At 48.3% G+C, this 13,327-nt stretch carries 7 protein-coding genes, 2 tRNA genes and 3 rRNA genes; 3 read left to right on the top strand and 9 right to left on the bottom strand.

Annotation, left to right across the window (positions count from 1 at the left end; all coding sequences use genetic code 11):
- Positions 1-38 precede the first annotated feature (38 nt).
- From MSSIT_RS00270 to MSSIT_RS00260, 3 genes are read left to right on the top strand one after another with little or no spacing between them, the layout of a single operon-like run.
- The gene (locus MSSIT_RS00270; RefSeq protein ID WP_048169006.1) at positions 39-1,160 is read left to right on the top strand and encodes an iron ABC transporter substrate-binding protein; all 1,122 of its coding nucleotides are present in this window, start codon (positions 39-41) and stop codon (positions 1,158-1,160) included.
- A gap of 15 nt (positions 1,161-1,175) precedes the next feature.
- A complete protein-coding gene (locus MSSIT_RS00265) occupies positions 1,176-2,243 on the top strand; it encodes a FecCD family ABC transporter permease (RefSeq protein WP_052721458.1) in 1,068 nt (355 codons plus the stop codon).
- Complete coding sequence (locus MSSIT_RS00260; protein WP_231590207.1) at positions 2,240-3,118, top strand: ABC transporter ATP-binding protein; 879 nt, start codon at positions 2,240-2,242, stop codon at positions 3,116-3,118. The genes MSSIT_RS00265 and MSSIT_RS00260 overlap by 4 nt, the downstream gene beginning before the upstream one ends.
- A 156-nt stretch (positions 3,119-3,274) precedes the next feature.
- On the opposite strand, the gene tpiA is transcribed toward MSSIT_RS00260, so the two are convergent.
- From tpiA to MSSIT_RS00220, 9 genes are all read right to left on the bottom strand, one after another.
- Positions 3,275-3,943, bottom strand: a complete 669-nt coding sequence (gene tpiA, locus MSSIT_RS00255) for a triose-phosphate isomerase (RefSeq protein ID WP_048168999.1) — start codon at positions 3,941-3,943, stop codon at positions 3,275-3,277.
- Between the two features lie 65 nt (positions 3,944-4,008).
- Positions 4,009-5,187 carry a bifunctional 5,6,7,8-tetrahydromethanopterin hydro-lyase/3-hexulose-6-phosphate synthase gene (locus MSSIT_RS00250; RefSeq protein ID WP_048168998.1) on the bottom strand — a complete coding sequence of 393 codons (1,179 nt, stop codon included), beginning with the start codon at positions 5,185-5,187 and terminating at the stop codon, positions 4,009-4,011.
- 224 nt (positions 5,188-5,411) lie between these two features.
- Complete coding sequence (locus MSSIT_RS00245) at positions 5,412-6,026, bottom strand: endonuclease III domain-containing protein (protein WP_048168996.1); 615 nt, start codon at positions 6,024-6,026, stop codon at positions 5,412-5,414.
- A gap of 199 nt (positions 6,027-6,225) precedes the next feature.
- A tRNA-Cys gene (locus MSSIT_RS22685) sits at positions 6,226-6,297 on the bottom strand.
- A 71-nt stretch (positions 6,298-6,368) separates the two neighbouring features.
- Positions 6,369-6,440: transfer RNA gene (locus MSSIT_RS00240), tRNA-Cys, on the bottom strand.
- Positions 6,441-6,602: 162 nt separating this feature from the next.
- Complete coding sequence (locus tag MSSIT_RS00235) at positions 6,603-7,160, bottom strand: YIP1 family protein (RefSeq protein WP_048168994.1); 558 nt, start codon at positions 7,158-7,160, stop codon at positions 6,603-6,605.
- A 729-nt stretch (positions 7,161-7,889) separates the two neighbouring features.
- Positions 7,890-8,011 (bottom strand): 5S ribosomal RNA (gene rrf, locus MSSIT_RS00230).
- 74 nt (positions 8,012-8,085) lie between these two features.
- Positions 8,086-10,990, bottom strand: a 23S ribosomal RNA gene (locus MSSIT_RS00225).
- Positions 10,991-11,178: 188 nt separating this feature from the next.
- Positions 11,179-12,656, bottom strand: a 16S ribosomal RNA gene (locus tag MSSIT_RS00220).
- The 16S, 23S and 5S rRNA genes sit together here, the layout of an rRNA operon.
- Positions 12,657-13,327: the final 671 nt, after the last annotated feature.

The raw sequence follows: 13,327 nt of genomic DNA, 5'->3' as shown, positions 1-13,327 counted from the left end.
AATGAAACTGTTTATGCAGATCCCGGAGTTTGAAAAAGATGAAGACCAAAACTAAAGTTCTCTTTATGGCAGTCATACTGCTGACTTCAGTCGTTTTAAGCGGCTGTGTGGGCAATTCGGCGGGTGAAGAAAAAAAGGGTGAAAGTTCCAGTTCCGATTCCGGTTCCAGCTCGGCTAAATCCGCTGTAATAATCGTTACTGACGATATCGGAAGAGAGATACCAGTTCCCTATCCCTGTGAAAGAACCGTGTTTCTGGTTGAAAATGCCATGAACTCGATGTATGCCGTGGGAGGTGCCGATGAAATTAGCGGAATAGGAGCTGTCTGGTATGAGGACACAAAGGCACCTTTCTTCAGGGCTATCGACCCGAGTTATGATGAAAAAAGGCTTTCCAGAGGAAGCGAACAGCCGAGTACCGAAACCATAGCAACGGCAGACCCTCAGGTTGTATTCCTCTGGGCATCGGACTGGGGAAGTGAAGATATAAAAGCAATTGAAGAGACCCTCAATACCTCTGTCTATGGGGTTTACATCGACAGCCTTGATGACCTGCAAAGGCAAATGAAAACGCTCAGTAAACTCATTGGAAAGGAAGAGCGCGGAGAAGAAGTAATTGAGCTTATGAATGAAAGTATGGAAAAGGTCACGGATGTAACCGGAGCCCTCTCCCCCGGAGAAAAGCCGACGGTTTACTGGATGTGGGGAGATGTATACGGCACTGCAGGCCTGAACAGTACAGCCAATGCCCTCATAGAGAGAGCGGGGGGAATAAACGTCCTCAATAACTGGACGAACGAAACAAAGAATGTGGAACACCCTGTCCTGAACCTGGAAGCCCTGCTTGCCCTGGACCCTGAGGTCATATACATGTGGAATAACGAAAACCTTGACCCTGTAAACATTACTTCCGGAGATACCGTGGACGGAATAGACTTCAGCACCTGGAGCGAAATTTCTGCCGTGAAAAACGGAAGAGTGTATGAGATCTCGGATCCTTTTGTCTATGACTTCCACTCCCCGAGACTGCCCCTTGCAATGATGCATGTTGCAAAAGATCTGCACCCTGACAAATTTGCAGCCCTGAACCTTACGGCAGAAACGGATCAGTATTATGTTGACGTGTACGGGGTCCACTATCCGGGATTCGAACCTGCATAAGGGACAGGATCTGGTATGAAGTTCCCGGAAAAGGAAAAAACAGGGTATCCGGCCTGCGGACCGGAAATCCCTTTTTACCTGGAATGGAGAAGCCTGGCATTTGCAGGCTTTTTACTTTTGCCCGTACCCGTGTTTTTCTTCTCGATTTTCCTCGGGACCTACCCTTTATCTCCTCCGGAACTGCTCAGGGTTCTTCTATCCCATTTTACTGCATATGAATACAGCTATCCTTCGGTTTATGACACTATCATTTTCAACATCCGGTTCCCAAGAGTTTTGCTTGCCATGATGACAGGAGCGGCTCTTTCAACTTCAGGAGCCACGTTTCAGGGGATATTCAGAAACCCCCTCGTAAGCCCTTACATCCTCGGACTTTCTTCGGGAGCGGCTTTCGGAGCTGCGCTGTCTATCGCAGTTATCCCTGAACTGCCCGTCCAGGCAGGAGCGTTTATCTTCAGCCTGGCAGCGCTCGGGTTTTCTTATGTAATGGCAAGGACTGGAGGGCAGACTTCAACTGTTGCCCTTGTGCTTTCGGGGGTGATAACTTCATCTGTCTTTGCAGCTCTGCTTTCGATAATTCAGTTTACGACTGACGAAAAAGCCGTCCAGAGCATTGTTTACTGGACCCTGGGATGCCTCCACACCTCACACTGGGCCAAATTTCTGGATTCTTTTCCCCTTGTGCTCGCCGGCTGCCTGCTCATCTATCTCCTGCGCTGGAAACTTAACGTCCTCGCCCTCGGAGAAGAAGAGGCAAAAGCAGTGGGCATGAACGTCGAGCTGTATAAGGCAATATTCATAATCGCGGCTTCCCTTGCAGCCTCGGCGGCCGTAGCCGTAGCAGGAATTATAGGGCTCCTGGGGCTGATTGTCCCCCACATCCTCAGAATGATCTTCGGCCCGGACCACCGGAAGATCATACCTCTTTCAATCACTTTCGGAGCTGCATTTCTAGCCCTCGTGGACGATGTTGCAAGGTCTGCCTTCGGATTTGAAATCCCTGTCGGAATTATTACCACGCTTCTTGGAGCTCCCTTTTTCCTGTATCTCCTGAGGACTACAAAAATAGGGGGATGGGAATGAACGAAAACCAAAACAAAGGCATATCCGTAGAGAACCTGACACTGAGCTACGAAAAAAACCTGGTTTTAAACAATATCAACTTTTCAATTAAAAAAGGGTCGGTAGTAACCCTTGTAGGCCCTAACGGCTGTGGGAAAACGACCCTTCTGAAAATCATAAACGGATTTCTCAGACAGAACGAAGGAACCGTGTATATCGACAGCAGGAATATAGAGGAAATTGCAAATCGGGAGCTTGCAAGGATTCTGGGGCACGTATCCCAGATGCACAAATCCTCCTTTCCTTTTTCCGTGCTGGATGTTGTGCTTACAGGCCGCATGCCCTACATCTCCATGTTTTCAACCCCAGGAAAAGAGGATATTGAAAAAGCCTACCAGGTCCTGGAATTTATGGGAATGGCGCATTTTGCCAGGAGGCCCTACACCCGGATCAGCGGGGGAGAACGGCAAATGGTTATGATTGCAAAAGCTCTTGTGCAGGAGCCTGATTTTCTCCTGCTTGACGAACCGACGTCCTTTCTTGACCTGAAAAACCAGATCCATGTCCTGAAAACCATAATCAGCCTGGCAAAAACCCGGAATATCACCGTGCTGATGACCCTGCACGAACCAAACCATGCCCTGCTGTTTTCTGACGAGATCATTCTCCTGAGAAAACTGCATAGCCCGGAAAACGAAAATTATTCCAGCCGGCATGATCCCAGCCCGGGAGCTTCTCCTGAAAAAGAGGACATTCCGGCATTTCCTGAGGAAAACATAGTCAGTTCAGGAGCTCCGGAAAAGGTAATGACCCCGGAAAAAATAAAAGAAGCGTACGGCATAGACGTCGAGGTTCTGGAACATAAAGGAAAAAGGATGATCGTGCCTGAAATTTAACTCCAGATTTAGAAATCAAGCTGAGATCCTGTTCATAAGCCCCGTAAAAAACCTGATTCTTCTTAATTGAAATTGGAGATGGGAAAGGGCAGAACCTCCCATCAAGTACCTGAAAACAAATTCGAATATTCGACCTGAAATTCAGGAAAATAAAACTTAAACCAGGCGAATAAGGTCTTCAAGTGCAGCCTTAGGGTCTGAAGCTTTCACGATTCCGGAAGCAAGGAGCACACCCTGCGAGCCAAGGTCAAGAGCTGCCCTGAGGTCTTCGCCTTTTGAAATTCCGGCACCGCAAAGCACTTTTACTCCGGAATTGATCTTTGCAACGGCTTCGACAGAACCGCTGACAACTTCAGGGTCGGCTTTTGAGACGGGAATTCCGCTGCCTATGAGCTCAGGCGGTTCGATTGCTACATAGTCTGGCTCAAGGGCTGCAGCTGCTGCAGTTGTAGGGACGTTATTGGTGCAGATAACCGCTTTTAGTCCGAATTCTTTTGCCGCCTTTAAGGAAGCCTCAATTTCCGCAAGAGTCAGACGCCTTTCAGAGTGGTTGATCAGAGTCCCGACAGCTCCTGCTTCTTTTATGCATTTTCCGAAAACGTGGCCTGTAAAGCTTCCTGCCCCTACTCCATCCATATGCTGGGAAAAAATCGGAAGTTCAACTTCCGAAGCTACCCTGTAAATGTCCGGAAGCTGTGGAGCTACTGCAATCTCGATACCTGATTCTTCGGATACGTTTCTGCAGGCCCTGGCAATTTCTACTGCTCCCTGGCCTGTACCCTGATTATAAGTCTTATAATTCAGTAAAATGAATGGTGAACCCAAAAAAATCCCCTCCTGAGAAACGAAAAGAAAATAAAAAGATAATAAAAGCGTAGAAACCCACGCTTTTAGAAGTCAGTCATGACCCTGAACTGGTCAATTTCCGGCTTGTTAAGGGCGTTGATGAACTGTTCGGCAACTTCCCTGACGTCCTTTGCATTGGTGATAGCACGTCCGACCACGAGGATGTCAGCGCCCTGGCCCAGAGCCACAGGCACCTTGTCGAGACGGACTCCACCTGCAACGGCGATCAGAGCTTTGGGAGCGATCTTTTTGATCTCCCCAATATTGCCCCAGGCATGTTCGGTGCCTTCGATGTCGATTCCGCGGTGGAGTTCTATGACATCAGGCATGGCTTTGAGCTGCTTTAAGACAGAAATCGGATCGGGCTGGTTAAGAGTGTCCATGACCGCATAGATGCCTGTCTTGTGAGCTTCTTCAATGAGCTTGTCAATGGTACTGATCGGAGCAAGGGCTGAGACCACAATGGCGTCGCCTGCAGCGTCTGCAACCATCCTTGCTTCAAGGTTTCCGGTATCCAGGGTCTTTAAGTCAGCAACAATGAAGGCATCGGGCCTGACCTGCCTGATCCTGGAAATCACATCCACGCCGTAACGCTTGATAAGGGGTGTGCCTGCTTCGATAATGACGTGGTCGCTGTTCGGGATCTGGGAGATAGCCGAAAGCACGAATTCGAGGTTCGGATTGTCAAAAGCAACCTGCAGGTATGGTGGGTCCCAGAGCCTGGTGACCTTGAAGCCCATGATTGCGTGGGTGGACTTGTTGCTTTCCTCAAGAACCGTGTCGATGTCCGGGAAGCCTTCAAGAGCGCGCCTGATTGCGAGTTTTGTTGCGCCGTAGTTGTATCTGTAAATCTTATTGTAGTCCTGGGCTTCGGGGTGGATAAAGACGCTTGCTACAACGACAAGGTCCTCAACCTGGTCCTTCGGGATCACGCCTTCTTCTACGGAGTCTGCTACTGCCTTTGCAACCGCTGACTGGGCAGGGCCGAAAATTTTTGCTGCCTGGTCCAGGTTCTTTACGGTAACCTTCGGGATGATAAGGGTTGAAGGTTTAGGCGGCAGATTTGGCCTTATAACGGAAAGGAGCGGGGTGTGTCCTGCGGAAAGTTGGGTCAGGCCGTTTGCAAAAGCCTGCCCTACAGGGCCTCCCTTGTCTCCTATCATCAAATCAACATGGGCGAGCTCTGAGCCCTGCCCCATTAATGCTTCTCCTATCTGAAACATATTTGACCTCGTAAATGCGATGAAAGTAATATTAAGTGTTATTAAGTTTTTGATAATTAGCTGCTTGAAAGCGAATTTGTCTTTAATGAGGGTAGTATAACCCTTTTGCCTGCTAAACGCCAGCCTGATATAAATAATCTTGGATATCCCAAACAGTTTTTTGACAGCTCACAGGTTCTCCGCTCTTTGATTCCATAATTACGGAATTTCAAGAAACTCCCCGTTTAAAGGAGAATTTTCGGACACATATCTTTCAGGACGCAGAGTTCGCATTTTGGGGAAATCGGCCGGCAGATATTCTGCCCTAGTTTTACAAGCAAGAGATTTATATGTTTCCAGTATTTCTGCGGAAAAATTTTTATTAACTCAAGCTCCGTCTCTTCGGGAGTTTTAGTTTCAACCAGCCCGAGCCTGTTGGAAATCCTGTGAACGTGCGTGTCAACTGCAAGGGCATCTTTAAAGAAGGCATGGGCGAGTACGCAGTTGGCGGTCTTTCGGCCAACTCCCGGCAGCTTGAGGAGGGCTTCCATCTCATCCGGAACCCGGCCATCGTATTCCTCAAGCAGAATCCCGGAAATCTCTTTTATCCTCCCGGCTTTGACCCTGTAAAAACCCACATCTTTTATGAGCGCTTCAATTTCTTCAACATCAGCCTCGACCATTTCCTCAGGAGTTGAGAACCTCTCAAAAAGCTTCCTTGCTGCAGGATAGGTTACATCGTCCCGGGTCCTGTGGGACATGACAGTGGAAATCAACACAAAAAAGGGATCTCTTGAGCCATCAGTATAGCCCTCAGGGTAAAGTTCGAAAAGTCTCCGCATGAGTTCATCAAGGTCCATGTCCAGAGTTAGTAATCTCTTAATATAAAATACCAAATTAAAGCCACAACTCAAGAACCAAACAAAAAAGACCGGATAGGAAAATTTCAAAAGAAAAACAGAAAATGTTTTGAGAAAAATGAAGTGTTTTAGAAACAAAAAACGTTCGAAAAAAAATGTCTGAGGAAAAAGGACTGTTTGAGAAAAAGAAATATTAAAAAGCCAAGATCCAGATTCGAACTGGAATGGAATCGCTCTGCAGGCGATTGCGTAGCCGCTCCGCCATCTTGGCAAAGGTGGATTTTCTTAAAGCACTTTATTGGATATATACTTTTAGGTCAAATCGAATATTAAAAGAGGAAAAGCCAAGATCCGGATTCGAACCGGAATGGAATCGCTCTGCAGGCGATTGCGTAGCCGCTCCGCCATCTTGGCATTTTTGAGCACGTCTTAGTCGTGTAGATGCAATTAAAGGAATTTCTAATATATAAATATTTAGCTTGAAGCAACAGTTCCGAAAGAATTTGACAATCAAAACATAAAAAAATATAATGTGTTATCTCCCGGAAAGAGATAACCGAACCGGATAAAACCGGGTTAGAAAATAGCGCTGAAAATACTTGACACAAAAAACATTGCCGCAATTACAGTCAGCAAAATAATCACTACAAGAGGCAGGAGTACAGCTATCGCCGATTTCACCATGCTTACATCATGGACAAACATGCCGCCCACAATATAGAGATATATCTCATACAGCCCGAAGATCCAGCCTATAAAAGGAATCCAGTACACTACCATAACAGCGGTTGCATATGACATGAACCTGACAGTACCCTCGTATGTTCCGGACCCTCCAAGCACTTTATAAATAATAAAGAGTATCGCAGCTCCGATAAAGATAGAGATAATCCCTGCAATAGGTGCCACAATCGCAGTCCCGATTGCAGTGGCAAAACCAAATTCTCTGAAACCACTATACCCATACATGCCTCCCATTATTCCACGGCCAAAAAGTCCACTTAAAAGCCCGTATATGAGATAGGTGAGTGCTGCAAAAGTAAGCGGATCATTATATCCTCCGGTCGTTGGCATTTTTCTGAAAAAATCAGACGGCCTTTGTATAACTTCTTTCCAGGTTTCAATATAATCCATTATTATCCCCTTTTAAAATATGTATGAACCGTATTTAAAGAGATATGTAAGGAATAAATTGAAAGTATAAAAGTTAAAATCCGAGGTTCCGTTAAGATGGCAACCCTGTCTTACAGCAAGCGCCCGGCTTCAATTATTAAGTATGGCCGCGCCCTTCGGGACTTGGCCCAGCTGATGAATAAGAAAAAACGGCAATTCAAAAAAGTTGAGCGTGACCCCAGATTTTACGGAAATAACTAGCTAGCGATGGTCCCGTATTAATCGGTTGGTATTATCTGGATATCCTAAACTGGAATCTTTTTTTCGATTCTACTCCTCACAGGGTGGAATTTCTCTCATCTGCAACGCAAAAAAGCAACAGATGAATTCATACTTTCCCCAGGATAAACTGAGTTCGGAATTATCATCCATATCTGAAGAACACTTTTCTCCACAAGAAAACCCCATTTAAATTCGCGGATAAATATCATCACCTCCGCCAGCTTGTCTGACGGCCCTGCAACAAAAGGAAAATTAGAAAATAGGTGGAAAATTAGAAAATAGGTTCAGAAGAAAACGTATCAAAAATATCGGAAATTCGCAAAAAAACAACAGTAAAAAAACAACAGTAAAAAACAAAAATCATCAGAAAAACACCATCAAAAAGCAATTTTAAAAAGCAATTTTAAAAAGCAATTTTAAAAAGCAATTCAAAAACTCAATTCTAAAATAGTAAGTAGTATAGGGTGAATTTGGCAGCGATCCAGAGTTCCCGAAGGCTCGCACACTTCAGTACAGTAAGGAACGCGGGCAGGCTTATCTGCTGTGTTCGGGATGGGTACAGGAGTTGCCCTGCCGCTATGGCCGCCAAACTCGACCTATAAATAGGATATGGGAAAAGTCATGTATAGATGTGCTGCATACCGGATTTCGCCTGGACCTGAATTAAGTGAAAGGAACGAATGGTTAGTTAACGCGGACTGAACACCTCGTTGCCTTGGTGCTTACATCCCGTTTCTATCAAACCGGTCTTTTACCGGAATCCTTAGAGAGGTCTCTTTTTAGGTCAGAGTTCGAGCTTAGATGCATTCAGCTCTTATTCCTGAGCGCGTAGCTGCCCGGCGATGCCCTGTCGGACAACCGGTACACCAGTGGCGCCGCTGCTTGGTTCCTCTCGTACTAAAAGCAGCTTACCCGCAGACCTCTGGCACCTCTAGTAGATAGTAACCGACCTGTCTCACGACGGTCTAAACCCAGCTCACGATCTCCTTTAATAGGCGAACAACCTCACCCTTGGCCGCTGCTGCACGGCCAGGATGGAAAGAACCGACATCGAGGTAGCAAGCTGCCGGGTCGATATGTACTCTTGCCGGCAACGACTCAATTATCCCCGGGGTAACTTTTCTGTCATTTTTGGCCCCCACCAAGGAGGCTCAAAAGTTCGCTAGAGCCGACTTTCGTCTCGTCATCCACTGCTATGCTGAATAACGTCAGGCTGACTTATGCTCTTGCACTCTTCAGCGAGTTTCCGACCCGCTTGAGTCAACCATTGCGCGCCCTTGATATCTTTTCAAGGGCGTCCCGCCCCAGGCAAACTGCCCACCTATCGGGGTCCTCTTCTCAGAGTTAGGGTCGCGGTTCCAGAAGGGTAGTGTCCCAAGGACGGCTCCACGAATGCTGGCGCACCCGCTTCGATGCCTCCTACCTACACTGTACATCCAGAACCACAACCCAACGACAGGCTGCAGTAAAGCTCCACGGGGTCTTCACTTCCCCCTAGAGGTCTCTAGACTGTGCACTAGAATGTAAGCTTCACCGGACTCCAGTTAGGGACAGTAGGGCTCTCATTGATCCATTCATGCAAGTCGCCAATTAAGCGACAAGGTACTACGCTACCTTAAGAGGGTCATAGTTACCCCCGCTGTTTACAGGCCCTTCTTCCCGTTGAACCGGGGTTTCAGGTACCTGCACTGAGCAGGATTCAGAGATTGTACTAGCCCTTACGGGTTTGCAATCTCCTATGTTGGTATTAGACAGTTAGAGCCCCCTGGTCACTGCGACCTGCTGTCTTCACAGCAGGCACTCCTTATCCCGAAGTTACGGAGCTAATTTGCCGAATTCCCTTAACTGAATTACTCCGAAACGCCTTAGCCTTTTCAGCTAGGGGCACCTGTGTCAGTTCTAGGTACGGACATTTAGCTGTCCTTTTCACGGGTCCCGGGGTGCAGCCGACTTTAGCCATTACAGATTCGCCCGATTCTCGCCATTACGGCTCTCCACGGGGTTCGCTGCTTAGACGGCGCGACGACGCCGCTCGGCCTGCCCTGAGACGTCAGACTAAGCGCTAAATGGTACAGGAATATTAACCTGTTTCCCTTTCGGCGTACTCGAATTACGGTACGTCTTAGGACCGACTAACCCTCGGCTGACGAACATTGCCGAGGAAACCTGGCCCCTTCGGCGGCAGGGAGTCTCACCCTGCTATGCTGCTACTATTACCAGGATTTTCGTTTGTGAACGGTCCACAGGACTTCACAGCCCTGCTTCGGCCCGAACACAACGCCTTCCTACGAGATTACCTTGCGGTACTCCGTGGTGTCGGTGGTCGACTTGAGCCCCGTCAATTTTCGGGGCCCCAAACCTCGACTGGTGAGCTGTTACGCACTCTTTAAAGGGTAGCTGCTTCTAAGCTAACCTTCCCAGCTGTCTGGGGCTTGGGACGCCCTTTAGTATTAACACTTAGTCGACACTTGGGGACCTTAACCACGGGCTGGGTTGTCTCCCTTACGGACTACAAGCTTACCCCAGCAGTCCGGACTCCGACTTTCTAAGATGACGGGGGGTTTGGAGTTTGACAAGCGAGCGAGGGGTTTCCCCCCCGGAATCGCCAATCAGTGCTCTACTCCACCGACGATCTCCAGTCAGGTCATGCTGCGACATGTTTCGGAAGGAACCAGCGGATGCCGGGTTAGATTAGCATTTCACTACGAGACGCAGGTCACACGAATGATTTGCAGATCAATACCGTTTGCGGTCCTCCACGTAGCTTTCGCCACGCTTCAACCTGCCCACGCCTAGATCACCCGGCTTCGGGTCGTACCCTGGTGACTCCACGCACTTGTATACGTCGTGCCTCGCCCGAAGGCTGCGCACATGTTGCTTTCGCTTCGGCTGCCCAGGTAAAAGGTTAGCCATCGCCACCAAGATACACTCCCTGGCCCGTTCTTCAAAACGTAAGATACGACACTGGCAGTGACATTCGTACTAAATCCTCGCGGATGATTCCTTCATGTCAGAGATCCTTTCATGCCGTATCGTTCCATCACTATCAGGTTTCAGGCACTTTGCACCTCCCTTCTCGGGGTACTTTTCAGCGTTCGGTCACCCTACTATTTCGCTATCGGTCTCAAGGAGTATTTAGTTTTGGAGGTTGGTGCCCCCCAAATTCCCGCACGATATCCAACGCACGGTACTCAGGGACATGTTCCGGTCCATTGGCGTACATCTAAGTGACTGTCACACTCTATGGTCTGCCGTTCCAGGCAAGTTCGATTTGGCCGCCAGACGTTTGAACAGCCCTACAACACCACATGTCCCCGAAGGGATTCGGTTTGAACTGTGCCGTGTTCACTCGCCGTTACTTACGGCATCTCAATTGATTTCTTTTCCTGCTCCTACTGAGATGTTTCAATTCGGAGCGTTCCCGATCATGAATGATCACTACGGAGAGGTCCCATTCGGAAATCCCGGGTTCATTGGTTCCATGCACCTACCCCGGGCTTATCGCAGCTTGGCACGTCCTTCATCAGCTCTTGAGCCGAGCCATCCACCTGATAGCATAATTCCTAATTACCTAACCAGGTCCAGTAAGCGTCCAGTATACAGCACCTATACACGACTTCATATGCCTGCGGTTCCGCGCAGGCTATCCATCCTTCCCCGAAAAACTACTTTCCGGGTGCACTTGACGATTATAAAATTAATGGGGTGAGGATTTGTTCGGTTTATCGGCATCTGGGTGATAGTGTTTTTTCGGCTTAGGAGGTGATCCAGCCGCAGATTCCCCTACGGCTACCTTGTTACGACTTAACCCCCCTTGCAAAATTCAGGTTCGAACACGGCACTGAGTCCGTGCCCTCACCCATACCTCACTCGGGTGGTTTGACGGGCGGTGTGTGCAAGGAGCAGGGACGTATTCACCGCGCTATATTGAAACGCGATTACTACGGATTCCAGCTTCACGAGGGCGAGTTACAGCCCTCGATCCGAACTACGGATGGGTTTGTGAGATTACCAACCCCTTTCGGGGAAGGGACCCATTGTCCCATTCATTGTAGCCCGCGTGTAGCCCGGGAAATTCGGGGCATACTGACCTACCGTGGCCCGCACCTTCCTCCGATTTAACACCGGCGGTCCCCACAGAGTACCCATCGTCCCGGAGGACATGCTGGTAACAGTGGGCACGGGTCTCGCTCGTTGCCTGACTTAACAGGATGCTTCACAGTACGAACTGGCGACGGCCATGCACCTCCTCTCAGCGATTCAGGCAAGGTCTTCAGCCTGGCCTACATATTGCTGTCGTCCCCGGTGAGTTGTCCGGCGTTGAGTCCAATTAAACCGCAGGCTCCACCCGTTGTTGTGCTCCCCCGCCAATTCCTTTAAGTTTCAGCCTTGCGGCCGTACTTCCCAGGTGGCTCGCTTCACGGCTTCCCTGCGGCACCAGACACGGTCGCGCCATGCCTGACACCTAGCGAGCATCGTTTACGGCTGGGACTACCCGGGTATCTAATCCGGTTCGTGCCCCCAGCTTTCGTCCCTCACCGTCGAACCCGTTCTGGTAAGACGCCTTCGCCACAGGTGGTCCCACAGGGATTACAAGATTTCACTCCTACCCCTGTAGTACCTCTTACCTCTCCCGGTTCCAAGTCTGGCAGTATCCCCCGAAAGCCTAATAGTTGAGCTATCAGATTTCCCGGAGGACTGACCAAACCGGCTACGGACCCTTTAGACCCAATAATCACGATCACCACTCGGGCCGCCGGTGTTACCGCGGCGGCTGGCACCGGTCTTGCCCGGCCCTTGCTAACAGGTGTATTTTACACACCCGGACAGCCAGCATATGATGCTGGCACTCGGTGTCCCCTTATCACGGTTTCCCGCATTGTAAAGTTTTCGCGCCTGCTGCGCCCCGTAGGGCCTGGATTCATGTCTCAGAATCCATCTCCGGGCTCTTGCTCTCACAACCCGTACCCGTTGTCGGCTAGTAGGTACATTACACCCACTACTACCTGATAGGCCGCAGACCCATCCTTGGGCAGACGAATCCGTTTGACGCATAAAGCATTCCAGCACATATGCGTTATCCGGTATTATCCCCAGTTTCCCGGGGTTATCCCGGACCCAAGGGCAGGTTATCCACGTGTTACTGAGCAGTACGCCATGTTCACGAAGAACATATGACTCGCATGGCTTAGGCGAACACCGATAGCAGTAACCTCTGGCAGGATCAACCAGAATTGTTAATGTATCGCACACTTAAAATTAAAGGTCTTGGTCGCAGAAACTTGCACTAACAACATCAATTCAGTTAGTTCATTTCGCGATAGATATGTTTGAAAAACATCTATCACCCAGAATTAACCGAACCGACAAATCCTCGTCAGACAGGAAAGAACTCCTGACTCCATTAAAAGATGAAAGAGATTTTGTAATTAAACCCACACAACCGCATTGTGTGAGGGACAGATAGAAGGCAGTTCTTGTATATAAACCTTCTTATTGTTCCCCCTCGCTTTTGTGCCTTGTGAGAGGTATATACATCGTATTTCCCATATATATACTTGTTCCTTCAAAGAAGGTCGAAAAACTTTGAGAAATGGAGATCAAATGACCAAAAGATTTCAAAAGAGTTGTGCTTTTGAATTCCCGTCTTCGTCCATTTTTAGGATTGATTGTTTAAAAAACAACCATACCAGGCATCATAATCCGTTTTTCAGCTTCGTTTTTAGATACCTGTTCCGTTTTTTGAACTCTGTTTTTCAATTTCCGTTTTTCACCTTCGGGATGTCTTGTGACACCCGAGAAGCAACCCTAACATAGCATATCTACTATAAATAGTTTTCTATCAAAAACTTAAAAAAATAAAATTTCAGCTAAACATTTAAAAATATGCATGATGTTTATATACC

It is taken from the genome of Methanosarcina siciliae T4/M, from assembly GCF_000970085.1.
Lineage (GTDB): Archaea > Halobacteriota > Methanosarcinia > Methanosarcinales > Methanosarcinaceae > Methanosarcina > Methanosarcina siciliae.
This window is presented reverse-complemented; position numbering and strand designations above follow the sequence as displayed.